Consider the following 26,935-nt stretch of genomic DNA (forward strand, 5'->3'; position numbering starts at 1 on the left):
AAAGCTGCCACCATTGCGGAACGCCCACTGCGCCGATATCGAACTGCTGCGCCACGCCGCCCGCTGCGACGGTCTTCGCCGGCTGTGCCTCGGCACCGTAGTGCGCAGGCGAAGGCATCGCCGGGGGTGCGCCGTTCGGGCCGAACGTGCAGGCCGTCAGTGCGATGGCCACAGCCACGGCCATCACGGATGTCTTGTAGTCGAAGCTCATCATCAAACCTCCGAATGCTCGGCGACGACCGGTTGCATTCCGCGCTCGTCGTGCCGGACCCTGAAGCACGCCGCGTACAGCGCGGGCAGGAAGAACACGGTCAGTACCGTGGCGATCGTGATACCGCCCATCAGTGCGGTCGCCATCGGACCGAAGAAGCCCGAGCGCAGCAGCGGAATCAGCGCGAGGACGGCGGCGGCGGCGGTCAGCATGATCGGCCTGAAACGCCTTATCGTTGCGCCGATAATCGCGTCGAAGCGCGGCTGCCCTGCCGCGATATCCTGATCGATCTGATCGACCAGAATCACGGAGTTGCGCATGATGATGCCGAACATGGCAATCACGCCCAGCAACGCGACGAAGCCGAAGGGCTTGCCGAACAGCAGCAGCGCGGCCACGACGCCAATCAGGCCGAGCGGTGCCGTCAGCACGACAATGAAGGTCCGCGCGAAGTTCTTGAGCTGGATCATCAGCAACAGCAGCACGGCGATGATCATCAACGGCATTTCGGCATTGATCGACGTCTGGCCCTTCACGCTTTCTTCGACCGCGCCGCCCACCTGAATGCGATAGCCGACCGGCAGCCTGGCGGTTTCCGCCGCGAGCGCACGTTCGATGTCGTGGGTCACGTCGATGCCCTGCGCGTCGCCGCGCACGTCCGCCTGCACCGTGATGGTCGGCTGACGGTCGCGTTGCCAGATGACGCCGTACTCGAGCGTATTGCGCACGTGGCCGAGCGAACCGAGCGGCACCGGGCCGTTGGGCGTCGGAATCGCGAGGCTCGTGAGCTGCGCCGGATTGACACGTTCGCTCTTGGGCGCACGCAGATCGACGTTGATCAGCTTGTCGCGCTCGCGGTACTGCGTCACCGTGTAGCCCGATAGCGTCATCGCGAGGAAGTTCGACACGTCTTCCGACGTGACACCAAGCTGGCGCGCGCGGTTCTGATCGATCTCGAACGAGATCGAGCGCTCCGCCGGCTCGTCCCAGTCGAACTGGACGTTGCGCGTGCGGGGATCGGCGCGGACCTTGTCCGACACCGTCTGCGCAATCGATCGGACGGTCGCGATATCGTCGCCGCTCACGCGGAATTTGATCGGGAAGCCGACCGGCGGACCATTCTCGAGCCGGGAGACGCGCGCTCGCACGCCGGAGAAATCCTTCTCGAGCTTGCCGTCGAGCCAACGCATCAGTTCCTCGCGGTTTTCCACGCTTTTTGCGGTAATCACGAACTGCGCGAAATTCGGCTGTTGAAGCTGCTGGTCGAGCGTCAGGTAAAAACGCGGCGCGCCGGTGCCGACGAAGTCGACGAAGTGGTCGATCCCGGCTTTGCCGTCGAGCACCTTTTCCAGGCGCTTCGCTTCACGCAGCGTCGCCTCGAACGAGGCGCCTTCCGGCAATCGCAGATCGACCAGCAGTTCCGGCCGTTCCGAGTTCGGGAAGAACTGCTGCGGCACGCGCGTGAAGGCCAGCATGGAAATCGCGAAAAGCACGACGGTGACGCCGAGCACGACCCATCGACGCTCGACGCACCACGCAACCCATCCCGACAGGTGCCGGTAGAAGCCGGTGTTGCCGATTTCATGCGGATCATGGTGTGCACCGCCGGGTTCAGGCTTGCGTTCCGGCAGCAGGTGATAACCCAGCAACGGCACCAGCACGACGGCCGCGAACCACGAAACGATCAGCGCGATGGCCGACACTTCGAAGATCGAACGCGTGTATTCGCCCGTGCTCGATTTGGCGAGCGCAATCGGCAGGAAGCCGCATACGGTGACGAGCGTGCCTGTGAGCATCGGAAATGCCGTGCTGGTATACGCGAACGCTGCCGAGCGCGCCCGGCTCCAGCCTTGCTCCAGCTTCACCGCCATCATTTCGACGGCGATGATCGCGTCGTCGACGAGCAGGCCTAGCGCGAGCACGAGCGTACCGAGCGAAACCTTGTCCAACCCGATATTGAACATGTGCATGCAAAGCGCCGTCACCGCCAGCACGATCGGAATCGTGATCACGACGACCATACCGGTGCGCAAGCCGAGCGAGACGAGGCTCACGACCAGCACGATCGCCACCGCTTCGCCAACCGATCTCACGAACTCATCCACCGAGTGCTTGACCGCGTGCGGCATGCTCGAAACCGCCGCGAGTTTCAGACCCGCCGGCAGCGTGGCCTGCAGTTCGGCGGCTTTTGCGTCGAGCGCCTTGCCGAGGTCGATCACGTCGCCGCCCTTTTGCATCGTCACGCCGATGCCGAGCACCGCCTGGCCGCCGACGCGCATCTGGGTCGCCGGCGGGTCGTCATAACCGCGTGTGATCTTCGCGATGTCGCCCAGCCGGAACGTGCGCTTGTTGATGGTGATCAGCATGTCGGAGAGCGCCTGCACATCCTTGAGCGCGCCGCTCGGCCGCACGAACACGCGGTCGTCCGCGGTCGTGATGGTGCCGACTGGCGCCACGGCATTCTGTGCGTCGATCGCCTGCGCGAGCTGTTGCGGCGTGATCGAAAGCCGCGTGAGCTGCGCATTCGATATCTCGACGAAGATGTGCTGATCGGGGTCGCCAAAATAGTCGACCTTCGCCACACCGGGTACGCGCAGCAGGACTGTGCGCAGCTTGTCAGCGTAGTCGTGCAGTTGCGCCGGCGAAAAGCCGTCGCCTTCAAGCGCATAGATGTTGGTGTAGACGTCACCGAATTCGTCGTTGAAAAACGGGCCGACGGTTCCCTTCGGCAGCGTCGCGGCAATGTCGCCGACCTTCTTGCGCACCTGATACCAGGTGTCCGGCACTTCCTTGACGGGCGCGGAGTCCTTCATGGCGAAGAAGATCATCGACTCGCCAGGCCGCGAGTAGCTCTTGATGTTGTCGATGTTCGGCGCGGCCTGTAGCTGGCGGCCGATCCGGTCCGTGATCTGTTCCTGCACCTCGCGCGCACTCGCACCAGGCCAATAAGTCTTGATCACCATCGTGCGGAAGGTGAACGGCGGATCCTCCGACTGCGCGAGTTTCGTATAGCCGATCACGCCGAAAAGCGTGGCGAGCCCGATCAGAAAGATCACGAGCTGCTGATGACGCAGCGCCCAGGCGGAAAGATTGAAGCTGCCTTCGCCAGATTTGTCTGCACCGGAAGACGGGACAGGCGCGCTCTCGCGCACCGGTTCTTGGTCACGGGAGTTCATGACGGGAAATCCTCCCCATGCAGGGGCGCCACCACCTGCACGTGCTGGCCCGTGCTAACGGCGTGTACGCCCTGCACCACGACGCGGTCGCCGTCGCGGAGGCCCGATGCGATGGAGACCGTGCGCTCGTCGTATCGCTGCACCGTCACAGGACGCAGCTCGAGTGTGTCGGTGCCGGTACGCACCACCCAGACAGCAGGTTTCTCGCCCTGATGAAAGAGCGCCGTCACCGGCACAGTGAACGGCTGTGCGCCCGACGCGTCACCGACGACATCGAACGCAACGGTGGCCGTCATGCCGAGGCGCACTGCAGGGCTGGGCGCGTTCAGGGTGAGCTTGACGCGCCAGGTGCGGCTTTGCGGATCAGCGCTAGGCGACACCTCGCGCACGCGGGCCTCGAAGGTCTTGCCGGGTAGCGCGGGCAGCGTTACGCGCGCCATGCTGCCGACTGTCAGCGAGCTCAGCGTGCGCTCGGGCGCGTCGCAGACGATGTCTACGTCGCCCGTCCAGTCGAGGTGATAGATGGATTGGGTTGCCTGAACATTCTGGCCCGTGTCGGCGTCCTCCGAGGTAATCACGCCGTCGTGATCCGCAGTCAGCGTCGCGTAGCGCAGATTGTCCGAGGCGAGCGCCATCTGGGCGTGCGCCGAGTCGCGCTGCGCAACAGCGGAGGCGTACGCGTCCTGCGTCTGTTCGAGCTGCGCCGGTGCAATCAGGTTTGCCTGCGCCTGCGCCTGATCGCGATCGAGCTGCTGCTTCGCGTAGACGAACCGGTGTTCGGCGGCATCGAGCTGCGCTCGCGCGTTGGCCAGGTTACTGCGGAGATCGGTCGGGTCGAGCAGCGCAACAACCTGTCCCGCCTTGACGGCGTCGCCGAGGCGAACGCGCCGTTCGGTGATCTTGCCGCCCACTCTGAACGAAAGCGCCGTGGAGTAGCGCGCCTGCACCTGAGCCGGCAGCGACGCACTTGCCGTGCGCCCGTCAGCGTGGACGGCCAGGGCGACCACGGGCTTCGGCTCTGGAGCGGCGGCTTCGCGCTGGTGGCATGCCGCGAGCATGACCGCGCAGCAAGCCGCAAGCACCATGCGTGCGCACTGCGGAGATTGGACGAGGGAAGGTAAAAAGCGACGCGCAGGCGCCTGCGCGATAGGGCCGGAATGTTTCACGATGTTCACAAGACGGGTGATAACCCTGGTAAGAAAGTTTCCCGATGCCGTGCAAACCCGAGTGCCAGCAAGCACGGTTCGCTATCAGCGCGGACGCATAAAACAAGCTTCGTTGATACGTTAGTGCTACTTATCGACGTGCATGTCGGTACTTGCCAGCTCGATGTGCCTCCACGCAACCAGTACGTGGGGCAGCACCCGTTCATGCCTACCGCCCGGTGATCTGCTGGTCTGTCTGGTCTGTCAGTTCCGGCCGAGGACTTGCGATCGACCGCTAACGGATTCTTTTCGCTCCGTCGGCATCGTTGGGTCCTTCGTACGTCCGGTTGTCGGCGGCTCGGGTGACATTAGACCCAATACTGAGTATCTTGTCAACTATGACATATATATCTAGAATCAGGATATCGAATAACCACGACTACGGAGCCGACATGCCACAAGCCCCCCAACCGCGCGCGAGCCGCGGACGCTCTCTCAAGGCGCCAAGTGCGTCCCGCGACGCGATCAATCGAAGCTATCCGCGCGGTGCTCGTCGCAAACGCGAGACGCGCGCGCGCCTGCTCGACGCTGCGCTGAAACTGGTGGCGGCCAAGGGTTTGAGCTCCGTCACGATTAACGAAATCACCGAGACAGCCGACGTCGGGTTCGGCTCCTTCTATAACCACTTCGAATCCAAGGAAGGCATCTTCACGGCGCTCATCGAATGGCTGTTCGAGGAATTTGCGGATACGCTCGATCGCCTCGCCGCGGGGTTGTCCGATCCAGCGGAAGTGATCGCCGTCTCAGTCCGTCACACGCTCCTGCGGGCCTACCGCGAGCCAGTTTGGGGGCAGCTTCTCATTCGCGAAGGTTTGTCGCCGCGCCTGCTCAGCAGGGGTCTCGGCCTGCGCCTGCTGCGCGATAGCGAGAAGGGCATTTCAGAAAGGCGCTTTGTGATCGCGGACCGGCTCATGTCCGTTATCACCGTGATTGGCACGGTGCTCGCGGGAATTGCCGCCGAACTGCAACTGGCCATCTCGTCGAAGCGGACCGTTCGTGCGCGAAAGGTGCTTCGCTCGAAGGAGGAGAAGTTTGCCCAGCGAACCGCCGCCATTGTGTTGCAGGCGTTCGGTCTCACACGTGTAGAGGCCGAGCGGATCGCGCGACGTCCACTGCCCCCCGTTCCCGATGCTCCGACCTTGCCGTGACAGTGCAACTAGCGCGGCGTTTCCGCACCGTCGCAGGTGCGGCCGCCTGGTGCGCTGTCGGGTTGGTGGGTAGGCGGGGCGGGTGCCCGGACATCGAATCGGGCGATCGCGATGCAGGTCAGCCCTGGTAAAGCGCACTCGCGAGATAGCGGTGGCGCAGTTCCCGCAAGGCCGATGCGAGGATGGCGCTGACCGGCAACGCGAGCAGCACGCCGAAGAATCCGAACAGCCGCCCAAAAGCCAGCAACGCAAAGATGACCGCGAGCGGATGAAGACCGATGCGCTCGCCAACCAGTCTCGGCGTCAGCACAAAGCTTTCAAGAATCTGGCCGACGCCATACACCGCGACCACCACGGCGAGGCCATACCAGTCACCGAATTGCAGCAGCGCCGCGAGGAGCGCGAACGCGAGGCCGGTCGCAAAGCCGATGTAGGGAACGAATACGGCAAGCGCGCTAAACAGGCCGACGGGCACCGCCAGATCCAACCCTGCAATCGTCAGCACAGTCGGGTAGAACACCGCGAGCACTGCAATCACCAGCAGTTGCCCGCGCAGGTACTGCGACATCATGCAATCGATCTCTCCGACGAATTCCCGTGTCTTGCCGAGCCAGCGCCGCGGCACGAAGCTCGCCATGCGCTCGAACGCCTCGTGCCTGTCGTAGAGCAGATAGAACAGGACGAGTGGCATCAGCACCGCATTGCTCACGACATTGATCATCACGTTGCTGCTGGTGCGCAGGTACTGCCATACGGCAAGCATCGCGCCCTGCCCGTCCGCTTTGAGACGGGCCGCCAGCACCTCGCGGATATTCGTCACATCGAGCGAATAATCCAGCCCCAGAAAAGCCAGACGCGGCTTCAGCCATCCATCGAGTTTTGCGACGATAAATGGAATTTGCCTGATGAGTTCCGGCCCTTCCTTCTGGATAACTACGCACATGAGCAGCATGACGAGTGCGACGGACAGAGCAAACAAAGACATCATCACCAGCGCCGCAAGGCCGCGCGGAACGCGATGGCGTACCAGCCACTCCACGCCCGGCTGCAAAATGTATGCGACGAGCGCACCGAGCAGAAACGGCGTGAGAACGGCACGCAGGTTCCATAGCAACACGCCGGCCGCTAGCGCAACGGCGCCCCAAAACAGAGATTGACGATGGTATACAGTCATAAGCGCCCCCACTGGGCGAGTGATCGAGTGGCTTTCGTCGTTGAGCCGAAGCATCGGCGGAAGTGTCCGTCTTAACCGCAGGAGCCGGCGACGCCGGGTCGCCGCGCGGCGCATCCGTCAGATCGGCGTCGCGCCGCTAGCCGCGCTGTGGGTACGCCTGTCGTCACCGTGCTGGCGCGACGGGTCTTGCGGCGTCGCCGGTTTGCTGGTGCCTGTCTGCGATTGGCCACCGGGTTGCCCGGTGACTTCGATCCACAATGGACGCGCCATCGGATCGGGCGGCGACATCATTGCTGGTGCTGGCATCGCGGGAACGACAATCGCGATGACGCGCGGCGTGGGCATCACGGTCGTGGAACAACCGCAGACCGTCGCAACAAGCGGGAACGAGCACAGCAAGGCGAAAAAGAAGCGCGGTCGGCGCGTCATTCCTGCCGCCGATGCAGCGAATCGTTCAGGTCTGGTTGAGCAGTCATGGGTGACATCTCCACGGTTGATTCAGCGTGCGCTGGCATTGCGGCGACTCGCCTACAGCAACTTCGGGGACGGGCCACTATGTGATAATATTATCACATTCGCGCGCCCAGTCAATATTGATTCAAAAGATCGAACCGCGCTGCATCCGCCATCGGCGGTACGCCGTGCGCTGCGCTGCCGGTCCGACTCCCGGCCAGTTCGCAGACGCGCAGCGGGCTCAGTGCGTCAGGACGCTCGGGTGCGCGGCGAGGCGCTCGACCTCGAGTAGCGCCTGACCAAGCACATCGATAGCTCCATTCGTGGTGGAGGCCGTAGCAGCGCTGCGCAACGCCTGCTGAACGATGTCGTGAATGACGTCCGTGTTCGATGAACCGGCGTGGAGCGTAAGTTGGTGTGCCATAAGTATTCCTGCGTAAAAACGAAGCCTGTTTCGTGTGGACGCAGTATAAGCAAAGCGCGCCGCCATTCGACGCGCGCAATTATGAGTTGCGAGATCTTCAATACACGGTTTGCGTGAATCGCGAATCGCTGACATAAGAACAGCAAGCGGACGTATTCCGATACTCACGTAGCGTCTTGTCGACGAACGGCGATGGAAGCGCGCATGCTCGACGGCTGATCTCGTTTGTGCAACGACCAGCGGATACCGTCGAAGCGAATTGCTGCGTGTCATTCAGACAGTCCGCACCGCCCTTGCCTCCGGACACACTAAAGAAGCACACACTGCTTCAGCGCAATCGGCTACAAGCTTGCAGCGACGGCAACTATCCGTTGCCCCGTAGATGCTTGTAAGCCGACCGTAAATGACTAGACTGGCACCAACGAACTGGCAAACAGCACTCATGCCTCGCCAGACCGTTGTTCCCCAAACACCGCGTCTCCTGAATCCGACGCTCGATATTGAGTCTGATCATGCCAAAGTCGAAGACCTTCATCCCCGTCCCTGTTGTCGCGTCGATCTTGTCCTTCTCGACCGCCGCATTCGCTAGCAGCAGCGGTCCCCAGACCTATGAGCAAGCGGCTGTGCAACCGGTTCAGCGTCAAACGGTCAGCTACCATGACCACACGGGCGCCAATACACAACATGCAATGGACTTTCAGGCGGTGTTAGCCCGCGTGGAAGCCCAGCGGCAAGCGTTCAACAACTACGGCGGGGTGACTAGTTCGTCGGCTTTCCTCCCGTCAGGCAACGTAGCGTCGGGTAGCCCCGTCGACTTCAGTACCGCAACAGCGTCCTGGCGTTACAAGGCAACCTTGGCCGCGCGTTGATACGGCTCGCCGCTGCTAATCGCATCAAAATCAAGACAATCAACTGTAGAGAATTGAAATGAAAAAGAGCTTCCTTGTACTGTTCGCCTTCCTTACCAGCACATCCGTGCTTGCGCAAAGCAATCTGCCGCAGCAATTGCCGTCGCAGCAGCCAGCGTCCGCCGGGCAACCGTCCACGAAGCAGCTTTCACAGGGTGGGCCGCAGCTTCCGCAACCTCCACAGCTTCCGCAGATTCCGCAACTTCCGACACAAGCGTCGACGCAACTTCCGAACCAGTTCCCGACACAAGCGTCGACGCAAGTCCCGACCCAGCTTTCGAAATAACCCCGTATGGCTGCGCAACCCGCGCAGCCATACCTGGGAGACCGGCGATTGTCGCGGCTACCCGGATTCTGTTCCTCGCCGTAGGCGCATGTGATGCAAGACGGCGTTTGCCGGCGATTCGTTCATGACGTCGGCAAATCGCTGGCCGCGAGACCCCGGTTGGGTGAACAATAGACTGCTCTCAACCCTTCCTCAGCAATTCGATGAGGCGCGCGCACAGGTCGCGGACATCGCGCATGGACTGCGTGTCGCGTGCGGGGGCTGCCGACGCGATGAAACGGACGATGCCGGGTTGCCGGCAAATCGAACCGCAGCCCGGAGGCAGCGATGGAATGCCATGAACGCTTCTGGAGAAACGCTGTCCCCGAATCCGTAGGCGACGTCGCAGTATCCGAACACTATGTGGCGTCGTGCGCTGTCCTTCAATGCCGGGTAACGCCACAGCCGGTGCGAAACTTTTGGTTCTCGTCCTTTGCCAGCTTGCTGGTTCGGCTCTGTACGCAACTCATGCATTACCAACACCCTGCGCGCCCGTTAAGGGCCGCTGTCCCGACTATGATGGAGATGGGCACGCGCTTATCATGCCCTTCACGCGCTGCCCGGGTGTAATTCAGCGGCCGGCACCGGTAACGATGCCGGCCTCTTTGTATCTACGAAGCACTGATCACCGCGTGGCCGCCAGTACGCGCACCGGAATCGACTTCGCGCCCGGCACCTTGCTCTCTTTCGCGTAGTGCCATAGCGGCAGCAGCGGATTGCATTCCGGGTAATAGCCGCCGATGCATCCCTGCGGCACGTCGAACGGCACGACGGTCAGTCCGTCGACGTGCCGCTCGACGCCGTCGTCCGCGATCGTCTCGAGGCAGATGCGGTCGCCGTGCGCGAGTCCGCGCTTCTCCATGTCGGCCCGATTCATCAGAATCACCATGCGCGAACCCTTGATGCCTCTGAAGCGGTCGTCGAGGCCATAGATGGTCGTGTTGAACTGGCTGTCGCTGCGCAAGGTCATCAACCGCAGCGAATCGGGCTCACGCGCGGGCATGTCCGGATCTTCGCCGATCGAAGTCGGCACCATGAATTCGGCCTTGCCGCTTTTGGTCTTCCACTTGCGCTCCCGCGCCGGCAGCGGCCGGATCACGCCGCCGGGTGTCCACATGCGCGCCTCGAAATCACCGAACATCTCGGGCCATGTCTTCGACATCTCCAGACGCACGCGCGAATAGTCGTCGCGCCATGCATCCCAGTCGACGCTCGAGCGCTCGCCGAGCGTCGCCTTCGCGATGCCCGCGACGATGAACGGCTCCGAGCGGATCGTCGGCGCGGCCGGTTCGGCCATGCCACGCGAGCCATGAAAGTGCGCCGTGCTGTCTTCCACCGACACCGCCTGCGCGCCGCCCGCCTGCCGGTCGATCTCGATGCGGCTCAGACACGGCAGCAGATACGAGCGCTGGCCGTGCACCAGGTGGCTGCGATTGAGCTTGGTCGCCACGTTGACGGTCAACCCGAGCGCGGCCCACGCCGGTTCGGTGCGCACCCGGTCGGGCACCGAGCGCACGAGGTTGCCGCCGAGGTTGATCATCGCGTTGACCTTGCCGTCGAGCATCGCCTCGAAGGCCTCGACGATGTTCATGCCTTTCTCGCGCGGCGGCTCGAACGAAAACTGTCTGGCCAGTTGATCGAGCGGCGCGAGCTCCGGCTTTTCGGTAATGCCGACCGTGCGCTGCCCCTGCACGTTCGAATGCCCGCGCACCGGCGACGGCCCCGCGCCCGGCTTGCCGATATTGCCGCGCAGCAGCAGCAGATTGCACAGCATGCGCACGTTCTGCACGCCCATCCGATGCTGTGTGAGACCCATGCCGTAATGGATGATCACCGCGTTCGCCTTCATGTACTCGTCGGCGGCTGCCTGGAGCGCGTCGCGCGGCAATCCGCTCACTCGCTCGATGTCGTCCCAGTTCGCGTCGCGCGCGTACTGAGCGAATTGCTCGTAGCCGTTCGTATGCTCGCGGATGAAATCGACGTCGACGACGCGCGCGTCGCCCGTGCTCACCGCGCGATCGTCCGCTTCGATGACGAGCTTGCAGATGCCGAGGATCGCGGCGGTATCGCCACCCGTCTTCACCTGGTGGTATTGCGTGCTGATCTGCGTATCGGTGGGTGTGAGCATCTGCAACGCTGACTGCGGGTTTGCGAAATGCAGCAGCCCCGGCTCGCGTAGCGGATTGAACGTGATGATCGGCACGCCGCGTTTGCGCGCGTCCTGCAACTGATGCAGCATGCGCGGGCTATTGGTGCCGACGTTCTGGCCGAAGAAAAACATCAGGTCGGTCTTCTCGAAGTCGTCGAGCGAGACCGTACCGACGCCCACGCCAATCGCTTCCTTGAGGCCGACGCTGGTGCTTTCGTGGCACATGTTCGAGCTGTCGGGCAGATTGTTCGTGCCGTACATGCGCGCGAAAAGCTGCAGCATGTACGAGGTTTCCAGTGAAGCGCGGCCCGACGTGTAGAACACCACGCTGGCCGGGTCCAGCGTGCGCAGCTCGGCGCCGATCGCATCGAATGCTTGCTGCCACGGCACCGGCACGTAGCGGTCGGTAGCCGGGTCGTAGCGCAGCGGCTCGGTCAACCGCCCCGCTTCCTCGAGATCGTGGTCGTGCCATTTGGCGAGCTCGCCGACCGTGTGGACCTCGAAGAAATCGGGCGTTACGCGTTTGGCCGTCAGATCCCACGCGGTCGCTTTCGCACCGCTTTCGCAAAACTCGAACGTATGCGGATCGGCCGGCTTCGCCCACGAGCAGCTGACACACATGAAACCGTCGGGCTTGTTCTGATGCATCAGAACCTGGCTATCCTTCAGCGGTGCTTTTTCCTGCAGCAGGATTGTCGCCACCGCCTTGACCGACCCCCATCCGCCCGACGCGTAGGGATACGCGTCGCTTTTGTCTTCCTTGTTCACGAGTCCACCCATTTGGCCATAAATGTCACGTCATGACGTATGAGCACATCGCGTTCCCGGCTGCGGCGCCGCGTCGCGGTACGATGTTTGCTGCGTCGCAGGCTGACTCGCCGTGCCGCAAGCCAACCGCCAACTTCATGACCGACACCTCCATCCCGCGCGACACGTCCGCCCGTCTGAACGCGATGCGCAGTACGTTGCGCGAAGTGTTCGGGATCAGCCGGCTGCGCCCCGGCCAACGGGACATCATCCGCAGCGTCATTGCGGGCGCGTTCCCGGCAACGCATCGAACTCGTCGTCGTCGATGAAGCGCACTGCGTATCGCAGTGGGGCCACGATTTTCGGCCGGCATTCCTGCGCATCGTCCGCGCGGAACGCGCCAGGCTGCTCCTCGCGCGTACCGCTGTCCGCGATCATGGGGCGTGCGTTTGCGCGCCCGAACCGGAGCCCTGCCATGAAAACGCTCGAGTACAAAATCGGTTCTCCGTGGTATCAGGCCACCCGTGCGACGCTACGCCGAGCCGTCCCATCGGGGCTGTTGGCCGGCTGCATGTCGGCGGCAACAGCCGCGGCGGCATCCACGGACGCATCGGGCAGCCCGCTCGCGCCGATCAATGCCGTCACCCACTGCCTGTGGCCGCAACGCGCGCTGCGTGAACGCGGCTTCAGCATCCGGCATACGGTGACCGGCTTCGCGATCCATCAGGCAGCCGCGATCTTCTGGGCAATGATGTTCGAGCAACTGGTTGACCGGATGGCTGGCCCCGACCCGTCACGACGGCCCGGCGCGACCGCGGTGGCCGCGGCCACGACCGTGGCGAGCGCGTATGTGGTCGACTACAAGGTGGTGCCCAACAGGCTCACCCCTGGATTCGAGGCGCACCTGTCGCGCCGCTCGCTCGGGAACGTCTACGTGGCGCTCGGCGCGGGCCTGCTCGCGGCCGCGCTGCTGCGGCGGCCGGATCGATGAAATGCACTCGCGCAAAAAAGAGCCACCAGCCTTCAACCGGCATGGTCGCCGCAAGCGCATTTGAGAACGATGTCCCCTGGAGACCAAACGGAGGACAAAGGCAGTATAGGAAACGCGCCCCGCCGCGCACGATGCCTGGGCCAGGCGCAAGACGTGAGCGATCCGCGAAGCACCGGGCGCGCTCGCAAGCCTGCGAGCATCACGCCATCTGCTCCGCCGGCACCGCCACCGAACGGCCCGCGAGCCGCTCGAATTCGTCGACGTCGTGGCTGCAAAAAATCGTCAACGCGGGGCTCGCCCGCTTCGCCAGATCACGCAGGCGGCGCTGGTTGTACAATCGCGCCGCGCGATCCTTTTCGAGCATCCACTGATAGAAGCGCAAACCGGGTGCGCAATGCGGACGCACCGGGTCGAGCTCGCCGCTGTCGAAATAGGCGTCGCCCGCGAGCAGCAACCAGCCGCCATCACCGTGTACCGCGACGCCCGCGTGACCATAGGTATGGCCTCGCAACGGCACGAGCGCGATCTCGCTCGCGAGTTCTTCGATCGGATGGACCTTGGCGAAGCCCTCCCAACGCTCGGTGTACTGCGGCGAATGCACGCGCCACATGTTCTGATACGACCACTGCTGCGGCCTGAAGCGCTGCCGGTCCAGCCACGTCTTCTGCTGCGCCGCGTATTGGCGCTCGCTCGCGAGCATGTGCACCGTCGCGTGCGGAAAGTCGTCGAGCCCGCCCGCATGGTCGGAATCGAGGTGCGTCATCACGATGTGGCGCACGTCGGCCGGGTCGAAACCGAGCCGCTCGATCTGCCTGATCGCCGTCATTTCATTTCGGAACTCAGGCTTCAGCAGCCTCAGGAAGAATTTGCCGAGGCGCGAATAGGGATCGGCGACATCGCGCAAACCGAAACCGGTATCGACGAGCACGAGCCCCGCCGGACTTTCGACGAGCAGACAATGGCAGGTCAGATGCCCGCGGCGGATCAACGAATCGGGGTGGCCGTTGAACAGCTTGCCGCACAGCGGGCAAGTCGAAATGCAGTTCAGATGGTGCACTTTCATGCCGCACTCCCGGTCACGGTGACTGCATTCCTGCTTGTCGCTTCCGGGGCAGCCGTCGCGCGGCACGACCGTATGCGTCATTCAGCGAACAGATCCAGTCCGAACACCTCGACGTCATCGTGCAACAGCGCCGACACATAGCCCGGCGGCCGCCCGGCCTCGCCGCTCTCGCGCTTGACCGAAATTCGATAGCTATGGCCGTTCGGCACGTCGGACAAGCTGTATTGCCGGATCTGCTGCAGGCCGAGCGCGGGCACATCGACCGCAATGCCGATGTACTGGCCCGGCTCTAAGTTCGCGACCGGCTGTTCGTCCTTCGGTTCGCCAGGCAAATGTTCGCCGACGATCGGATAGTGCTCCGCCTTCACGTCGAGGCTCGCGTGCTTGTTGGCGATATTGCGCAGCACCGCGGCGAGACTGCCCGGATCCTCGATGTTCTCGGCGTACGCGTACACGGCGCGGGCGAGCGCTTCCTGCTGTTGCCCCTGCTCCTGGTGCGCCATGTTGAACACGTTCTTCAGTTCGGGATGCGCCTCGAAGAGCCGTCTGCAGAAAAGTTGAATGATCGTATAGCCGTGCGCGGTCAGAACCGGGGCCTTGACGATGTCCTTGGTTTTCTGCGTCAGCATTTCTTTCCTCCTGCAATAGGACGACTGGTTGCCTCGCTCGTGCGCGTAAATGGTGGGGTGGAATTGTCCGACCGCGCATACCCCTTCAAGCGTATCCAGGCGACCATGCTCCTCCAACCGATGCTCGCTGTCCACAAGCTGAAGGCCATGGACACGCCCGAGCAAACGCGCGCGCCGCGACACGTCCAACATCGGTCGTCCGATTGCAGACGAACGCGGGCCGGTCAGGAACGTGCCGTGCGCGCCGACACGCGCTGGGAGCGTTTCCGTCAAGGTCCGAAAAACGTGTTGCAGAATTTGCCGGCCACATTGCACGTCTGTTGACCCGAAGGCTGCACATTGGTGCGCTCGGCCGACGTCGCGCACCCGCCCATCATGGCGACGGCAAATGTCATCACGAGCGTTCCGCGCAGCGCTGCCGCGCGCCGATTCTTCGCTGCGTGAGTCGCGTTGCGATCACCATCGCAACGCGCGGATGCGCCGCGCTTGCGTGCATCGGTAGCGCACGAGCCTTGTCCGACATCAGGCATTTCGCTCTCCCTCGCGATAGTCACCACGTTCATCGTGCCACGCACAAAGGGATTTCCAACGAGGGCACCCGAGCGCCGGCGCGATCACCACACCGCCTTTTGCTATTTTGATCCAGATCAGAACTTGACCGGCTAACCGACGACGGCGCGAACTTCGTTTGCACACGCTGTCATCACGACGTCACACCAACAGTCGAGCGTAGAAGCAATCCGGCGCGTCGGTTCGTCGAATGTGGGTCCCGCAAACTGCGGCGCGAGAGTGGACGGGGCTGTCCACAATGCGGCTGTCTCGAACAATTCACTGCGATGTACTTTTTTTTTTGCAAATGCGAGCATGCTGAATCCGGCGTTTTCGGACATGTCATCAAGCCGGTATGACTTACTGTGAACGACGAGTAAGCTGGAGATAACAAAACGGGGAGAGAACCTGTGAAAGCCGCGCGTAATCACAACGACGTCACAAGGAAATTGACGCACATCAGCGCGATTGTCCAGCGCCTCGAACAACTCGTTCAATGCAACCGCGTCGACTGGCAGGGCACGGGAATTGCGACGCCGGCTTACTGGCGCGCGCGCATCGAGGCCAACGCCGAACTGCCGCCGGCGCTGCAGCCGCAAGCGCGGCTCGCTACGCTCGAAGCACGGAGCCAGCGCCGCTCGAGCGCGCATGGCGGCAATTAACGCCGCGCCCGTCGCGCATGATCATCGCGCACCGGCACGATCACACACTCACGCGACGAAGGACATGATGATGAGGCGGACCTACGAATACCACGGGTTCACGATCGAGGTGACCGTCGAGGCGGATTTCACGTTGCGCCCCGCCGGGCGCGCGGCGGTACGCACACGCTACGCGGCGGTGGTTCACATCTATCAGGCGGGCGCTGCGGTCGCAACGTTCTCGCCGCTGCGCGTCGACATTGGAGGCAGCCGGCCGTTCGACACCGAGGCCGATGCGTTGATGGGCGGATATAGCGCGGCGCGGCGAATCGTCGACGACCTGTTCGCCCGTGCGGCGGACGCCGCGGACTCCGCGTTGAGCGCCCTCACGAGCAGCAACGCACTCCGCTCGCGGCAGCCGGCACCGCGTTGAGCGATTGCTGGGCAGCGGGAATGGCGCATGCGGTAACCGCCGGCACCCTTTCCCTGGAGAAACGCCATGTCCAATGACGCCTCATCGCTGTCGCCGTCGATTACGTCGATGATCCGCCTCGACCATATGCACGTGCTCGCCGCTTCGCACCGATACCACGCGTCCACGCCGTGGTGGCGCAAACGCGCGATCGTCAACGGCGTGTGCGACGCGCTCGATATCCACGCGCAGCTCGAGGAGGAAATTTTCTACCCGGCGCTCGAGCGCGCGCTCGGCAATGACGAGGCACTGAGAAAAAGCCGTCCCGAGCACGACGAGATGCGCGCAACGATCGCGAAGCTGCGCGGGATGGGCCCCGAAAACGCCGCCTACGACGGGCTCTTTTATCAACTGATCCGCGAAGTCGCTCATCATGTCGCCGACGAGGAAACCATCCTGCTGCCCGACGCCGAGCGCGTGCTGAAGAACGAACTGCAGTCGCTCGGCGCCGCGATGACGCGCCGCCGGATGCAGTTGCTCGGAGAGCGCCCGATGGACATTGCGGTGAATGCCGCGGGCACGTTTCCGATTGCCACGCTGCTGCTGGGATCGACTGTATTGCTCGCGTTGCGGCATTGGCTGCCGAGGTCGCGTCGCGCGGCACGGACGCGGCGTCAATGGAACTAGCACATTCTACTGACACCACGGGGCGCCGCCCGCGATCGCGCATCAACGATTCGGGCGCGATGCACCCGGCGTGCGCCCGCGCCGCTGTTTCGTCTTCGCCGGTTCACCCGACTCGACGAGCCCGGCCGCGACGCGGCGCGCGGTTTCGGCCGCGATGTCGAGCGCGTCGTCCCATGACACGTGGCCGCACGTCCCGCGTCGCTCGAAGATCGTGTGATGCTCGCCGCCACGCTCCGTCACGACCACGACCCACTGGAAAGCGCCTTCCGAATCCCGGATGACGGTCCAGCTTACGAGGAAGTCGGCAATCTCTATCTTCTGCAGGCGCATGTCCGGCTCGCTGTCGATCCGCTTCGTCGACCGGCTCTGTCCGAGTGTACGCATGGCACGAGGTCCTTCGTTTTGGCCCTTCGTTCAGGGCCTGGTTCTGCTACAACGTGCCCGGCAGATTGCCTACCGGCATCGGGCTGTTTCGGTTCGTCGTTCATCACGGCTCCCTTGATCGATTCATGTCTGGGCCGAGCAAGCGCTATACCGCATGGCCGCGCGAGAACGAGAAGCATTGGATCGCGCGCATGGGTTCGAGCCTCGTTGCTGGACCGGCAAGCTGGCCCGGCTAGAAACTCATCGCGAATCCGAACGACACCCCGTGCACGTTGCGACCGAACACATAGCGCACCATCGCGCGCGTACGGGTGACGATGACGGGATACCTGCTGCTGTCGAGTTCGAGGCCGACTCCCAGCGACGTGAGGTCGTTGAAACCCAGCACGCCTGCACTGTCGCCGAAATAATGCGAGTAAGCAGCTTCCAGCACGTAGCGGACCGGCCGGTCCAGCGCGTGCCAGCCGGTGGGCGCGCGCCAGCGCGTCCATAGGCTCACCTGCTGCGCCATGGCCGAGCCCTGAACGGCCTCTGAAGAACCGCCGAAACTGCGCAGGTAAATATCGGTTGCCCGCAATTCGGCGTCGATTTCGTAGTTTTCGCGGTAGTGTTCGTAGTCGAGCATCAGGGAGCCGCCATAGCCGTAGGCGTTCAGCGAGCCGTTTTCGAGGAACTGCAGGTTGCTGTCGGTGACACGATTGAAGAGGGTCTGCCCTACCTTCAGGTCACTCGAGACACGCCCAATCGTGCCGTTCAAGATCGGACGGAACACCAGTTCGTCCGTGATGCGGAAATCCCACCCCAGGCCGACCGTGCCACTGAAGGTGTTCCACTTCGTCGGCACCGCACGCTGCTGGGCGCCATCCGTGGCAATGAAGATCGGATCGTAGCGGCTGTAGGCGAGCGTGCCCTCCATGTACAACGGAAACGACCTGCTGAGGGTGAAGCCGCCGCCAAATTGCGTCTGCCCGAAGCCGGGATTACCCGTCAGGCCGTTGTTGACCGACAGGTTACTGGTCGTCACGTCCGGGACTGTCGTGTAGGTCATGATCGCGAGCACAGCGTCTGCGTGCTGCTTTACATTGCCGCCAATCACGGTATTGCTCGACAATTGCCTCGGCGCGACCTGTGCGTGCGAAGGGCAGGACAACAGGTTCAAGGCTAGAGCGGCACACGCCCCAAATGCGCGAAGTGACCAACACTTCCGAAGCGCCGGCATAGTCAAACAACCTCGCCATTTGTCGACGAGATTGCAGGCTCACTTGCAGGGTCATACACGGCATATCCAACGAGCATGACGCGCTCCTGTCAGTCGGCTGATCGTGTTCGTCTTCCGCGAAGTCGCCATCCCGTTGCACAAAAGCACGCGCACGCAACTGATGCAATTCCGACGGGCATCGCGCCGCTCACAGCACCTGGAAGGTCTGCGTTAGTATGTGATAGAAATACCTGAAAGGAAGTAGTACGGCAATACGGGCGATCTTCAGTCGCTTGCGTGGCGTTCGGCGACGAACATCGCCGTCGACGCACGAAACCTCGCAGCCCCACTTTCGCAGGGAGCCTCGTTATGTCCACTCATTCGGTCCCGAACGACAAACCCGTCAAGATCCCCGGCCCGGATCATCCAATCATGATTGAGCACCACCACGCGCGCGTGATCGTCATGGCAGGCGGTCACGTGATTGCCGATACGCACGACGCATTGACGCTGCTCGAAGCCCGCTATCTGGCCGTGCTGTACATCCCGCGCAAGGACGTCGACATGACCCGGCTCGAACGCACGGCGCACGCCACTTATTGTCCGTACAAGGGCGAATGCGCATACTTCTCGATTCCTTCGGCCGGCGAGCGCGGCACCAACGCGGTGTGGACCTACGAGCACCCATACGACGCTGTCGCGCCGATCCGCGAGCACCTTGCGTTCTATCCCGACCGCGTGGATTCCATCACGCAGGAGCCGGCCGCGCACTAGGCGAACGCGCGCGCGTCGCCGCGTGCGGGCGCGGCGATCGCGGCGACCGGCATGGCGCGAGCGGCACGGACGGCGGCGCCGCCGCGCGGCGGCCGCTGCTCGCACCACGCAAGCTATCAATCCGAGCGGGTTTCCCTCTCGCGTTCGAAGTAACAGAATCTACCGTCACGCCTGCTCCCTCACTCGGCTTTCATGCCGGCGCCAACCACCCAGATGGGTGCGCATCCGACCGCCGGTTCCGCTCATTCTCTTTGCAGTCGGTATTCAATCCGCGCCACAGAGATGAATCAACATGGCTGAAAAAGTTACATCGACGGAATCCGCGATGACACAGGCCGCGCTCCAGGCGATGACGGCGAACTGCGCCGGCTCGTTCAGCGTTGGCGGCGCGCTGGTCGATGATAACGGGGCTCGCGCCATTTCTGAAGGAAGCGGTGGCCGAAGACCTGAAGAACGGCGGCACGGGGCACGCGGTCGCGATGCTCGACAACCGCGGCTATCTGTTGCTGTGTCTGCCGGGCGTCGAGGGGCTGTCGAAAATTCGGCGCGCCTTTCTCGAAGTCACGCGCGGCTATGCAGCAAGCTGCTGACGCCGCCGCCACCGCTTTATAGTCAATCGATCAAGGTCAGGCCGGTGCAGGTGACGGATCAGGCCTTGATTCATTCACTGGGATGACGCCTGGCGATATTCGACTACCGACCGGCGAAACGGCAGGGTCTGCAATAGCCCGTGCCATTTTTGTGCTTGACGACTCGCGAAAAATCACGCGCGGAATCGAATCAGGTTCACAGCGCATGCGCGTCGAATGGATCACCCCAACTAACAAGACCTTAACACCTCGGCCCGCCACGGAGAATTCTTCTTGCATTCCGTCAACATCCTGCTTGCGCTTGCGGGCGTCCTGTTGCTAAGCGTCGCGAGCCCGGGACCCAACTTTCTGATCGTCACGCACGTGACGTGGCTCAGCGCCGTGCTGCGGATCGCCGGCGCGCTTTACCTGATCTGGCTCGGCATCAAGATGATCGTGACCGCGCGGCGGCCGTTGTCCGCGGACGTCGGCAGCACCGCGTCCGGCTGGGCTGCGACGAAGAAAGGCTATTTCGTCAGCGTGACGAACCCGAAGTCCATCGCGTTCTACGGCAGCATCTTTGCGTTGATGGTGCCCGCGCATGCGCCGTTGTGGCTCGATATCGCGGTCGTGGCGCTGTCGATCGGCATTTCGTGCGCGTGGTACTGCGCGATGGCGTTGCTTGCCTCGCATCCGTCGGTTCGGCGCACGCTGGTTCGGCGCAAGGCCGGGCTGGATACGGCAGCGGGTGTGCTGTTGGTGGGGGTCGGCGGGCGAATGTTGGCGGGGCGTTGAGCGACTTCCGGCGCGCGAGGCGATAGCGCCTTTGCGTGATCAGGCGGAGCCGGACTGCGGAGCGCCGCCGCCGCGAATCACGAGTTCCATAAAACCCGTCTGCGGATCAGGCTCCCGCGCGAACGAATAGCCCGGAACCGACACGAGCAACAACTCGACGGTCGTGCGTACCGTGCAGCCGCGCGCCACATGACCGCCGAATACCTGCCCGCGCGCATCCGCGATCGACATGTGCAGATGAGCGCCATCGGGCGAGACGGAGCCTGCGAGGGTCAATATTTCGAGGTCGCCGCGAATTTCCGTCGGCGCTTGCGCGCCAGCGAACCTCAATGCCGCAACGTGGAGGCTGCCGATGCCCTGGACGACGAAGGCCGCTTGCAGGTCGCGTTGACGAAGTGCGTCTTCGACGGCGACGCGAAGGTCGTCGCCGGGCGCGAGTCGGAGGGGATGAGCTTGCATGCCTGGGCCGGTTGAGACGCGGTGGACTCGGGGATTATGCGTGAATGAGGAAGTATCTCACAGGCGCTTGTTTATGCCGGGTTCGTGCGGACTCGATGGCGAAAATATCTTCAGTTTACTTGTACAGTTAAACTGTATATATGCTATGTTCCCGGCATGTCACGACAATCACCGTCTTCCCAATCTACCGATCTAGCCGCCCTTGCGGGCGAACTGCGCATTGCCGTGAGCAAACTGGTTCGCCGCGCGCGAGAACATTCGCAATCGAGCGACTTTACGTCGGCGCAGAAGTCGGTGCTGTTTCATCTGGAGCGCGGCGGCCCAGCCACAGTTTCCGCGCTAGCGCGAGCGCAGCGCGTAAAGCCCCAGTCCATGCGCATTACCGTTGCCGGTCTGGAGACGCTGGGCGTCGTCAAAGGCGAAGCGGATCCAACCGACGGACGCAAAACTCTTATCCATCTCACCCCCACGTTCAGACGAACGCTCAAGGCAAGTCGGGCGGCCAAAGAGGACTGGCTGATCGGTGCCTTGCAAGCGCAGCTATCGCCGCGAGAACAGGCCACGCTCGCCGCCGCGGTGGAACTGCTGCAGCGACTCGCTGACTCCTGAACGTTTGCAGGTACTTCATCCGAACCGGCATCGAAACAGGCACAGCCCGCGACCTCATCGATTTACTCGATTCAAGGAGCAACTGAAATGGATTGGCCGCATGTCGTCTCTTATTTTTTCGGCGGTGTTCTGTTCGCGAATGCCGTGCCGCATTTCGTCAGCGGTGTGATGGGCGAGCCGTTTCAGAGCCCGTTCGCGAAGCCGTCCGGAAAAGGGCTGTCGTCATCGACCGTCAATGTACTGTGGGGCTTCTTCAATATGGTCGTCGGCTATCTTCTGGTTTTTCGTGTTGGCGACTTTCGGATCGAGGCAACCGGTGATGCCGTGCCATTCGGCCTCGGTATCCTGGCGACGGGCATGCTCTGTGCGCGGCTGTTCGGTCCTTTGCATGGCGGCAACATTCCGAAACGTACTTGAGCGTCTCGTAAACGGTAGTCGGCGCTTGTGTCGAACCTGCGGCATGTCCCTCACGTCGCCTTGACATGCAAGCAATTTCTTGCCTATAGTAAATGCAATAAATTACTTGCCTGTAGCCGTTCATGGCCGAGCGCCCCGACGACACCGACGTGCTATTCAAAGCCCTCGCCGATCCGAGCCGGCGCAAGCTGCTGGATGTGCTGCACGCGCACGACGGCCAGACTCTGAACGAGCTGTGCGACCACCTCGACATGACGCGGCAAGGCGTGACCCAGCATCTGGGCCTGCTGGAAGCGGCTAACCTCGTCGTTACCGTACGCAGCGGGCGCGAAAAGTTGCACTTCCTCAATCCGGTGCCGCTGCAGCAGATCTACGAGCGCTGGATTGCCAAGTTCGAAAAGCCGCGCCTGAAGGCGCTCTCGACCCTGAAACGACGCCTGGAGAAAGGCAATGACTAGATCGACGTTCGTCTATGTGACCTATATCCGCACTACGCCGGAACAGTTGTGGTCGGCGCTCACCGACGCGGAGTTCATCAAGCAGTACTGGTTCGGCATGCACTGCGAAAGCGAATGGACGGCGGGCTCGTCGTGGAAACTCGTGTCGAGCGGCGGCCAGATCTTCGACGCGGGCGAGATCGTGGAGGCCGATCCGCCGCGGCGTCTGGTGATCCGCTGGCAGCACCAGATTCGTCCCGAGTTGCAGGCCGAAGGCGATTCGCGCTGCACGATGGAGCTCGAACCGAGCGGAACGGCGGTCAAGTTGACGCTCACGCATACGATCGAGCGCGATCCATCGAAATTCATCGAGGCGGTGTCGGGTGGCTGGCCGAAGATCATGTCCAACCTCAAATCGCTGCTGGAGACAGGCTCGATCGCGTTGCAGGAGGCTTATCCGGCCAATGGCGGGAGTCATGCCGGGAAGGCCTGATGCCTGATGCGGGGATACGCTGTAGAGCATCAGGTGTGTGGCTTCATCGTGGGGCCGAACGATGCATCCCAGGTTCGACGGCCGGCCGGCCGCGAGATCACGCTGATAGAATCGTCTGCCCGACCCTCGCCCGTCTCAGGAAATCAGCATGGAAATCCAGCCCTATCTGTTCTTCAATGGCCGTTGTGAGGAAGCCATTGAGTTCTATCGTTCGGCGCTCGGCGCGCAGGAGTTGCTGAAGCTGCGCGCGAAAGACGCGCCGCCCGATCCCGCTCGCCCGGTGGCGCCCGAACACGCCGACAAGATCCTGCACGCGACGCTCGTCATCGGTAACACGCACGTGCTGATGTCGGATGGCGATTGCCGCGGCGGCAATGCCGTGCATGCGGGCTTCAGCCTGTCGGTCACCGCCGACGACCAGGCGTCCGGCGAAAAGTACTTCAACGCGCTGGCGGACGGCGGACAGATCACGATGCCATTCCAGCAGACCTTCTGGACCAGCGGCTTCGGCACGTTGATCGACCGCTTCGGCGTGCCCTGGATGGTCAATGTGCGGCACGAGGAGCCCACGGCATAGCATTGAAGCGGGCCGGCGTTCCATATCACACGCACACGCGAGCGCCGCTTCGCCGCGGCGCAACTACCTGTCCGGTCCGTCTTTCAATGAGTCATGTCTGCCAGGAAGGCTGCGCCTGCTGCGCGCGGCGTCGCCATGCGCGGGACCGAGAGCGAGCCTGCGCGCATGGAACGGCGACCAATGCGCCGCCGCGCCTAAGCGACGCTTACTGCGTCGCGGACGCCGTGCTCGCCGGCGTGCTGTGGACCGACGCGGCGTCGCTCGCGGCGGGCGCTGCGCTCGCCGCCGCGCCCGCCTCGGCGTTCGCACGATTTGCCGCGTCGCTATCGCCCGGTGTGCCGCGCGGGCTCGCCGAATTGCTCATGACACCGCTGCTCGCCTGGCCCGTCGAGATACCGCCATTCCCGGCCGTCCGCTTGCAGCCGGATGCGCCCGCCAGCAACGCAACGGCCGACAGCGCGATCAGGATGTTTGCCGAAACCTGCCGCATGATTCGCTCTCCCTGGGATGACTCGGCTCTTGCAGCGAAGCATGCGCCATGCCCAATCGCCACACCGGGCGCGCGTCTACTCGCGCGCGTACGCGGACCAGGTCGAGCAGGACTACGAGGTGTTCCGCCACGCGTGCCGCAGCGGCAAGCTGGAAGCACGCACCGACTCCGACATGGCGGCCGACTTCGTCGCCTGGACGAGCGAGGCGTGGGGCTTGCCATCGAGGCCCGGTCGTTCAAGCCCCGTCGGCCTCGCCGACGACGCCGAACTCGGCGGTCGTCTTCACGTAGAACAGATGCAAACCTTCCGCGCGCAGTCGATCGAACAGCCGATCGGCTTCGTCGCTCGTCACCGCCATCACGACGGACAACGGCTGATCGGCAAGCTCGAAGAAGTGCGCGGAGTGAATGCGATGATGATGGCCGATGCCTTCGCTAGCCGGGATCAGGGTCGCGCCGCGCAGGCCGAGTTCGCTCGCGAGACGCACGAGCCAGTCGGCAAGCGGCTTGCCATGATGGCTGCGCCCCTGCTGGGTGAAGAACGTGATCTGAAAGCCGTGCATGTCGGTGCCCCCCAATGCGGATCGCGCCGTGTGCGCAAGGCGATCCGCACGCGAGCCGGTGGCCGCAGTGCGCCGTCCCCTGCCCGCTTACTTTTGTAAGCGGAAACCTGCAACGCCGCGTGAGGCGCCGGTTGCAACCGATTCGGGCATCCCCGCTTGCCGCAGCACGGCTCAGGACGGTCATGACACAAGTTTAGGTGTCGGGCCGCGCGAGTGCCAGGTCGAAACTGCTCACGTGCGGCGCGGCCCCGGCTCACTGACCGTACACGTCGAAATCGAAATACTTTTTCGCAATGCGGTCGTAAGTGCCATCGGCGCGGATCTCGGCAATGGCTTTGTCGATCTTTTCCTGCAGATCGGTATCTTCTTTACGCAAACCAATCGCTGTGCCGCTGCCGAGCGTTTTCGCGTCGTAAAGCGGATTGCCGGCAAATCCGAAGTCCTTGCCGCGCGCGGTGCGCAAAAAGCCGATATCGGCTTGCACCGCGTTTTGCAGTGACGCGTCGATACGGCCGGCAAGCAGATCCGAATACACCAGATCCTGATCCTGATACGGCACGATCGCGGCGCCGGCCGGCTCCCAATACGTCTTCGCGTAGGTTTCCTGAATCGAGCCCTGCTCGACGCCGATGCGCTTGCCCTTCAGCGCTTCCGGCGTCGGCTCGATCGGCGAGCCCTTCTTCGCGACCAGACGCGTCGGAATGCGGAACACCTTCGACGAGAACGCGATCTGCGCCTGACGCGCGGGCGTCATCGACATCGTCGACAGCACGCCGTCGAATTTGCGGCCTTTCAGCGCGGGAATCATGCCGTCGAACGAATTCTCGATCCACACGCATTTCGCGTTGAGCCGGCGGCAGATCTCATTGCCGAGATCGATATCGAAGCCGACGAGCTTGCCGTCGGCCGCTTTCGATTCGAACGGCGGGTAGCTCGCGTCGACCCCGAACCGCACGGTCGACCAATCCTTGGCGATTGCGCTTCCGGACGAGACGGCCAGCAGCGCAATCGTCAGGGTTGCCAGCATGGCTTTCATTGTTGCTCCTTTATTGGTCATTTGAAGAATTCAAACCGGCGGCACGGCGACACATGCGGACCGCGCGAAACCCGACATTCGACCGGGATCTGGTCGCCGGCGCAAATTCATTAAAAAAATCAATTTATGCAGCGCGCGCATAGATTGGCGACAAGACTTCCAGATTCGGATCAGTCGCAGGTGATTAAAAAACGGTACGGCGCCGCTTAGGGATTCAACGTCGCGTCTTATCGCGGCAACGCAGTCTGTTTCAAAATAAATGCGCGCCGATCGGCGTCGGCTTTTCGCGCGCCATTTTATTGAACGGATCGCAATGACACTAATTCACTCGATGAGCAGCCGATAAGCGCCGCGCGGATTGACGCACACAAAACGACCACCAACGGACAACCGTGCGCCGGTTGCTTTGCCATAAGTTGTCACTTAGAATTTTCCGCAAGGCCTCCCGAGGAACCGATGACATGGCTGCGAACAACGGAAAACCGGTGTCGTCGTTCGTTCCTCGGGGAATGCCTGGCCTCTGGGTCGTCCTGTTCGTCATCTGGATGATCGCCAATGCATCGCTCGCCGTCGAACCCGCACTCGTCGGTCTCGTCATTACCTTCGTCATCGCGCGTGTCTTCGTATCATCGAGCGAAGCATGGCAGCGCCTACGTCTAACGCCAGGCGCACCGTATCACTTCGCCGCGTATAGCGCGACCTTCGTCGTCAAGCTCGTACGCGCCAATCTGAACGTGATGGCGCTGGTGTACTCGCCGCGTATCGACATCAAGCCCGGCATCGTCAAGGTTCGCATGCGCCTCCAAACACCGCTTGGCCGTCTCGCGCTCGCCAATTCGATTGCGCTCACGCCGGGCTCGCTCGTCATGGATATTCGGGACGACATACTATTCATTCACTTGCTCGACGTGAAGACGACCGATATCGACGCAGCGACCGAGGCACTCGTCGCACCGTTCGAAAAGCATCTGGAGAAAGTCTTTGGCTGAGATCATGCTCCGGATCGCCGCCGTGCTGATCTTCTTCGCGATCCTGTTCGGCGTGATCCGTCTCGTGATCGGCAAGACCCTCGTCGACCGCATCGTCGCGATCGACATGCTGACGGTCGTCTCGCTGTCGCTGATCGCGCTGTACGCGCAAGTCTCCGGTCGTTTCGTCTATATCGACGTCGCACTTGTCTATGCACTGCTGAGCTTTCTCGCGGTGCTCGCGATTGCGCGCTTTCTCGAAAGGGGGCTGTGA

The 26,935-nt window shown here is 62.7% G+C and carries 30 protein-coding genes and 2 pseudogenes; 19 read left to right on the forward strand and 13 right to left on the reverse strand.

Annotated elements, in window-relative coordinates; all coding sequences use genetic code 11:
* The 3 genes and pseudogenes from F6X37_RS25805 to F6X37_RS25815 form a co-directional block, all read right to left on the reverse strand.
* Positions 1 to 211 (reverse strand): annotated as a pseudogene (locus F6X37_RS25805) (RND transporter); the annotation flags it as partial.
* Between the two features lie 2 nt (positions 212 to 213).
* Entirely contained in the window at positions 214 to 3,387 is a 3,174-nt protein-coding gene (locus F6X37_RS25810; protein WP_187613253.1) for an efflux RND transporter permease subunit, read from the reverse strand.
* Positions 3,384 to 4,472: an efflux RND transporter periplasmic adaptor subunit gene (locus F6X37_RS25815; RefSeq protein ID WP_187613254.1), complete on the reverse strand. Its 1,089-nt coding sequence runs from the start codon at positions 4,470 to 4,472 to the stop codon at positions 3,384 to 3,386. Before F6X37_RS25815 ends, F6X37_RS25810 begins: the two co-directional genes overlap by 4 nt.
* Positions 4,473 to 4,984: 512 nt before the next feature.
* Between F6X37_RS25815 and F6X37_RS25820 the strand changes: the two genes are divergently transcribed.
* Positions 4,985 to 5,740, forward strand: coding sequence for a TetR/AcrR family transcriptional regulator (locus F6X37_RS25820; protein WP_187613255.1), 756 nt, complete (start codon positions 4,985 to 4,987; stop codon positions 5,738 to 5,740).
* A gap of 118 nt (positions 5,741 to 5,858) precedes the next feature.
* Here F6X37_RS25820 and F6X37_RS25825 read toward each other — a convergent pair whose 3' ends face one another.
* The gene (locus tag F6X37_RS25825; RefSeq protein WP_187613305.1) at positions 5,859 to 6,914 is read right to left on the reverse strand and encodes an AI-2E family transporter; all 1,056 of its coding nucleotides are present in this window, start codon (positions 6,912 to 6,914) and stop codon (positions 5,859 to 5,861) included.
* 241 nt (positions 6,915 to 7,155) lie between these two features.
* On the opposite strand from F6X37_RS25825, the gene F6X37_RS25830 reads away from it, so the two are divergent.
* The 3 genes from F6X37_RS25830 (at position 7,156) to F6X37_RS25840 (ending at position 8,985) form a co-directional block, all read left to right on the forward strand.
* The gene (locus tag F6X37_RS25830; RefSeq protein ID WP_187613256.1) at positions 7,156 to 7,659 is read left to right on the forward strand and encodes a hypothetical protein; all 504 of its coding nucleotides are present in this window, start codon (positions 7,156 to 7,158) and stop codon (positions 7,657 to 7,659) included.
* A 644-nt stretch (positions 7,660 to 8,303) separates the two neighbouring features.
* Positions 8,304 to 8,660 (forward strand): hypothetical protein, encoded by a 357-nt coding sequence (locus F6X37_RS25835; RefSeq protein ID WP_187613257.1) that lies wholly within the window; start codon positions 8,304 to 8,306, stop codon positions 8,658 to 8,660.
* Between the two features lie 58 nt (positions 8,661 to 8,718).
* Entirely contained in the window at positions 8,719 to 8,985 is a 267-nt protein-coding gene (locus tag F6X37_RS25840; RefSeq protein WP_187613258.1) for a hypothetical protein, read from the forward strand.
* 664 nt (positions 8,986 to 9,649) lie between these two features.
* Here F6X37_RS25840 and F6X37_RS25845 read toward each other — a convergent pair.
* The gene (locus tag F6X37_RS25845; protein ID WP_187613259.1) at positions 9,650 to 11,941 is read right to left on the reverse strand and encodes an FdhF/YdeP family oxidoreductase; all 2,292 of its coding nucleotides are present in this window, start codon (positions 11,939 to 11,941) and stop codon (positions 9,650 to 9,652) included.
* 137 nt (positions 11,942 to 12,078) lie between these two features.
* Here F6X37_RS25845 and F6X37_RS25850 point away from each other — a divergent pair, with 137 nt between their 5' ends.
* Entirely contained in the window at positions 12,079 to 12,249 is a 171-nt protein-coding gene (locus tag F6X37_RS25850; RefSeq protein WP_187613260.1) for a hypothetical protein, read from the forward strand.
* 146 nt (positions 12,250 to 12,395) lie between these two features.
* Entirely contained in the window at positions 12,396 to 12,911 is a 516-nt protein-coding gene (locus F6X37_RS25855; protein ID WP_187613261.1) for a hypothetical protein, read from the forward strand.
* Between the two features lie 199 nt (positions 12,912 to 13,110).
* Here the strand turns inward: F6X37_RS25855 and F6X37_RS25860 are convergent, their stop codons facing one another.
* Both F6X37_RS25860 and F6X37_RS25865 read right to left on the reverse strand, forming a co-directional pair.
* Positions 13,111 to 13,974 carry an MBL fold metallo-hydrolase gene (locus F6X37_RS25860; RefSeq protein ID WP_090811807.1) on the reverse strand — a complete coding sequence of 288 codons (864 nt, stop codon included), beginning with the start codon at positions 13,972 to 13,974 and terminating at the stop codon, positions 13,111 to 13,113.
* A 104-nt stretch (positions 13,975 to 14,078) separates the two neighbouring features.
* Positions 14,079 to 14,603: pseudogene (locus F6X37_RS25865) on the reverse strand (globin domain-containing protein); the annotation flags it as partial.
* Positions 14,604 to 15,562: 959 nt separating this feature from the next.
* Between F6X37_RS25865 and F6X37_RS25870 the strand changes: the two are divergent.
* From F6X37_RS25870 to F6X37_RS25880, 3 genes are all read left to right on the forward strand, one after another.
* A complete protein-coding gene (locus F6X37_RS25870; protein WP_187613262.1) occupies positions 15,563 to 15,814 on the forward strand; it encodes a hypothetical protein in 252 nt (83 codons plus the stop codon).
* Positions 15,801 to 16,226: a hypothetical protein gene (locus tag F6X37_RS25875; protein ID WP_262420023.1), complete on the forward strand. Its 426-nt coding sequence runs from the start codon at positions 15,801 to 15,803 to the stop codon at positions 16,224 to 16,226. The genes F6X37_RS25870 and F6X37_RS25875 overlap by 14 nt, the downstream gene beginning before the upstream one ends.
* Before the next feature lie 66 nt (positions 16,227 to 16,292).
* The gene (locus F6X37_RS25880) at positions 16,293 to 16,892 is read left to right on the forward strand and encodes a hemerythrin domain-containing protein (protein ID WP_187613263.1); all 600 of its coding nucleotides are present in this window, start codon (positions 16,293 to 16,295) and stop codon (positions 16,890 to 16,892) included.
* A gap of 42 nt (positions 16,893 to 16,934) precedes the next feature.
* On the opposite strand, the gene F6X37_RS25885 is transcribed toward F6X37_RS25880, so the two are convergent.
* Together F6X37_RS25885 and F6X37_RS25890 are read right to left on the reverse strand one after the other, a co-directional pair.
* Positions 16,935 to 17,276 (reverse strand): hypothetical protein, encoded by a 342-nt coding sequence (locus tag F6X37_RS25885; protein WP_262420024.1) that lies wholly within the window; start codon positions 17,274 to 17,276, stop codon positions 16,935 to 16,937.
* Between the two features lie 232 nt (positions 17,277 to 17,508).
* Positions 17,509 to 18,495, reverse strand: coding sequence for a hypothetical protein (locus tag F6X37_RS25890; RefSeq protein ID WP_187613307.1), 987 nt, complete (start codon positions 18,493 to 18,495; stop codon positions 17,509 to 17,511).
* Positions 18,496 to 18,843: 348 nt separating this feature from the next.
* Here F6X37_RS25890 and F6X37_RS25895 point away from each other — a divergent pair, with 348 nt between their 5' ends.
* The 3 genes from F6X37_RS25895 (at position 18,844) to F6X37_RS25905 (ending at position 20,612) form a co-directional block, all read left to right on the forward strand.
* Positions 18,844 to 19,248, forward strand: coding sequence for a DUF427 domain-containing protein (locus F6X37_RS25895; RefSeq protein WP_184059155.1), 405 nt, complete (start codon positions 18,844 to 18,846; stop codon positions 19,246 to 19,248).
* 398 nt (positions 19,249 to 19,646) lie between these two features.
* Positions 19,647 to 19,838: a hypothetical protein gene (locus F6X37_RS25900; protein ID WP_187613264.1), complete on the forward strand. Its 192-nt coding sequence runs from the start codon at positions 19,647 to 19,649 to the stop codon at positions 19,836 to 19,838.
* Positions 19,839 to 20,111: 273 nt separating this feature from the next.
* Positions 20,112 to 20,612 (forward strand): LysE family translocator, encoded by a 501-nt coding sequence (locus tag F6X37_RS25905; protein ID WP_187613265.1) that lies wholly within the window; start codon positions 20,112 to 20,114, stop codon positions 20,610 to 20,612.
* 39 nt (positions 20,613 to 20,651) lie between these two features.
* Here F6X37_RS25905 and F6X37_RS25910 read toward each other — a convergent pair whose 3' ends face one another.
* The gene (locus tag F6X37_RS25910) at positions 20,652 to 21,071 is read right to left on the reverse strand and encodes a PPC domain-containing DNA-binding protein (protein WP_184023491.1); all 420 of its coding nucleotides are present in this window, start codon (positions 21,069 to 21,071) and stop codon (positions 20,652 to 20,654) included.
* Positions 21,072 to 21,227: 156 nt separating this feature from the next.
* Between F6X37_RS25910 and F6X37_RS25915 the strand changes: the two genes are divergently transcribed.
* The 5 genes from F6X37_RS25915 to F6X37_RS25935 all read left to right on the forward strand — a co-directional run bounded on the left by F6X37_RS25915 (position 21,228) and on the right by F6X37_RS25935 (position 23,604).
* Positions 21,228 to 21,680, forward strand: a complete 453-nt coding sequence (locus F6X37_RS25915; protein WP_184068532.1) for a MarR family winged helix-turn-helix transcriptional regulator — start codon at positions 21,228 to 21,230, stop codon at positions 21,678 to 21,680.
* An 87-nt stretch (positions 21,681 to 21,767) separates the two neighbouring features.
* Positions 21,768 to 22,097, forward strand: coding sequence for a hypothetical protein (locus tag F6X37_RS25920; protein ID WP_187613266.1), 330 nt, complete (start codon positions 21,768 to 21,770; stop codon positions 22,095 to 22,097).
* A 122-nt stretch (positions 22,098 to 22,219) separates the two neighbouring features.
* Positions 22,220 to 22,555 (forward strand): ArsR/SmtB family transcription factor, encoded by a 336-nt coding sequence (locus F6X37_RS25925; RefSeq protein ID WP_184045227.1) that lies wholly within the window; start codon positions 22,220 to 22,222, stop codon positions 22,553 to 22,555.
* Positions 22,548 to 23,027: an SRPBCC family protein gene (locus F6X37_RS25930; protein WP_090810571.1), complete on the forward strand. Its 480-nt coding sequence runs from the start codon at positions 22,548 to 22,550 to the stop codon at positions 23,025 to 23,027. Before F6X37_RS25925 ends, F6X37_RS25930 begins: the two co-directional genes overlap by 8 nt.
* Positions 23,028 to 23,175: 148 nt before the next feature.
* On the forward strand, positions 23,176 to 23,604 hold the full coding sequence (locus F6X37_RS25935; protein WP_184045223.1) for a VOC family protein: 429 nt from the start codon (positions 23,176 to 23,178) through the stop codon (positions 23,602 to 23,604).
* Positions 23,605 to 23,809: 205 nt separating this feature from the next.
* Here F6X37_RS25935 and F6X37_RS25940 read toward each other — a convergent pair whose 3' ends face one another.
* The 3 genes from F6X37_RS25940 to F6X37_RS25950 all read right to left on the reverse strand — a co-directional run bounded on the left by F6X37_RS25940 (position 23,810) and on the right by F6X37_RS25950 (position 25,693).
* Positions 23,810 to 24,094 (reverse strand): hypothetical protein, encoded by a 285-nt coding sequence (locus tag F6X37_RS25940; protein ID WP_187613267.1) that lies wholly within the window; start codon positions 24,092 to 24,094, stop codon positions 23,810 to 23,812.
* Positions 24,095 to 24,330: 236 nt separating this feature from the next.
* Entirely contained in the window at positions 24,331 to 24,657 is a 327-nt protein-coding gene (locus tag F6X37_RS25945; RefSeq protein WP_090811812.1) for a DUF190 domain-containing protein, read from the reverse strand.
* Between the two features lie 253 nt (positions 24,658 to 24,910).
* Positions 24,911 to 25,693, reverse strand: coding sequence for an ABC transporter substrate-binding protein (locus F6X37_RS25950; RefSeq protein WP_184023501.1), 783 nt, complete (start codon positions 25,691 to 25,693; stop codon positions 24,911 to 24,913).
* A 461-nt stretch (positions 25,694 to 26,154) separates the two neighbouring features.
* On the opposite strand from F6X37_RS25950, the gene F6X37_RS25955 reads away from it, so the two are divergent.
* Together F6X37_RS25955 and F6X37_RS25960 are read left to right on the forward strand one after the other, a co-directional pair.
* Positions 26,155 to 26,682: a Na+/H+ antiporter subunit E gene (locus tag F6X37_RS25955; protein WP_187613268.1), complete on the forward strand. Its 528-nt coding sequence runs from the start codon at positions 26,155 to 26,157 to the stop codon at positions 26,680 to 26,682.
* The gene (locus F6X37_RS25960; RefSeq protein WP_018422733.1) at positions 26,675 to 26,935 is read left to right on the forward strand and encodes a monovalent cation/H+ antiporter complex subunit F; all 261 of its coding nucleotides are present in this window, start codon (positions 26,675 to 26,677) and stop codon (positions 26,933 to 26,935) included. The genes F6X37_RS25955 and F6X37_RS25960 overlap by 8 nt, the downstream gene beginning before the upstream one ends.

Origin of the sequence: Paraburkholderia sp. 31.1, assembly GCF_014397645.1 — a bacterium.
In the GTDB taxonomy this organism is placed as follows: Bacteria; Pseudomonadota; Gammaproteobacteria; order Burkholderiales; family Burkholderiaceae; genus Paraburkholderia; species Paraburkholderia tuberum.

Coding starts and splice junctions, on each gene's coding strand:
- F6X37_RS25810 (WP_187613253.1), bottom strand. CDS start 3,387: ATGAACTCCCGTGACCAAGAACCGGTGCGCGAGAGCGCGCCTGTCCCG.
- F6X37_RS25815 (WP_187613254.1), bottom strand. CDS start 4,472: ATGGTGCTTGCGGCTTGCTGCGCGGTCATGCTCGCGGCATGCCACCAG.
- F6X37_RS25820 (WP_187613255.1), top strand. CDS start 4,985: ATGCCACAAGCCCCCCAACCGCGCGCGAGCCGCGGACGCTCTCTCAAG.
- F6X37_RS25825 (WP_187613305.1), bottom strand. CDS start 6,914: ATGACTGTATACCATCGTCAATCTCTGTTTTGGGGCGCCGTTGCGCTA.
- F6X37_RS25835 (WP_187613257.1), top strand. CDS start 8,304: ATGCCAAAGTCGAAGACCTTCATCCCCGTCCCTGTTGTCGCGTCGATC.
- F6X37_RS25840 (WP_187613258.1), top strand. CDS start 8,719: ATGAAAAAGAGCTTCCTTGTACTGTTCGCCTTCCTTACCAGCACATCC.
- F6X37_RS25850 (WP_187613260.1), top strand. CDS start 12,079: ATGACCGACACCTCCATCCCGCGCGACACGTCCGCCCGTCTGAACGCG.
- F6X37_RS25855 (WP_187613261.1), top strand. CDS start 12,396: ATGAAAACGCTCGAGTACAAAATCGGTTCTCCGTGGTATCAGGCCACC.
- F6X37_RS25860 (WP_090811807.1), bottom strand. CDS start 13,974: ATGAAAGTGCACCATCTGAACTGCATTTCGACTTGCCCGCTGTGCGGC.
- F6X37_RS25875 (WP_262420023.1), top strand. CDS start 15,801: ATGGCGGCAATTAACGCCGCGCCCGTCGCGCATGATCATCGCGCACCG.
- F6X37_RS25880 (WP_187613263.1), top strand. CDS start 16,293: ATGTCCAATGACGCCTCATCGCTGTCGCCGTCGATTACGTCGATGATC.
- F6X37_RS25885 (WP_262420024.1), bottom strand. CDS start 17,276: ATGCGTACACTCGGACAGAGCCGGTCGACGAAGCGGATCGACAGCGAG.
- F6X37_RS25890 (WP_187613307.1), bottom strand. CDS start 18,495: ATGCCGGCGCTTCGGAAGTGTTGGTCACTTCGCGCATTTGGGGCGTGT.
- F6X37_RS25895 (WP_184059155.1), top strand. CDS start 18,844: ATGTCCACTCATTCGGTCCCGAACGACAAACCCGTCAAGATCCCCGGC.
- F6X37_RS25900 (WP_187613264.1), top strand. CDS start 19,647: ATGATAACGGGGCTCGCGCCATTTCTGAAGGAAGCGGTGGCCGAAGAC.
- F6X37_RS25910 (WP_184023491.1), bottom strand. CDS start 21,071: ATGCAAGCTCATCCCCTCCGACTCGCGCCCGGCGACGACCTTCGCGTC.
- F6X37_RS25915 (WP_184068532.1), top strand. CDS start 21,228: ATGTCACGACAATCACCGTCTTCCCAATCTACCGATCTAGCCGCCCTT.
- F6X37_RS25920 (WP_187613266.1), top strand. CDS start 21,768: ATGGATTGGCCGCATGTCGTCTCTTATTTTTTCGGCGGTGTTCTGTTC.
- F6X37_RS25925 (WP_184045227.1), top strand. CDS start 22,220: ATGGCCGAGCGCCCCGACGACACCGACGTGCTATTCAAAGCCCTCGCC.
- F6X37_RS25930 (WP_090810571.1), top strand. CDS start 22,548: ATGACTAGATCGACGTTCGTCTATGTGACCTATATCCGCACTACGCCG.
- F6X37_RS25935 (WP_184045223.1), top strand. CDS start 23,176: ATGGAAATCCAGCCCTATCTGTTCTTCAATGGCCGTTGTGAGGAAGCC.
- F6X37_RS25940 (WP_187613267.1), bottom strand. CDS start 24,094: ATGCGGCAGGTTTCGGCAAACATCCTGATCGCGCTGTCGGCCGTTGCG.
- F6X37_RS25945 (WP_090811812.1), bottom strand. CDS start 24,657: ATGCACGGCTTTCAGATCACGTTCTTCACCCAGCAGGGGCGCAGCCAT.
- F6X37_RS25950 (WP_184023501.1), bottom strand. CDS start 25,693: ATGAAAGCCATGCTGGCAACCCTGACGATTGCGCTGCTGGCCGTCTCG.
- F6X37_RS25955 (WP_187613268.1), top strand. CDS start 26,155: ATGGCTGCGAACAACGGAAAACCGGTGTCGTCGTTCGTTCCTCGGGGA.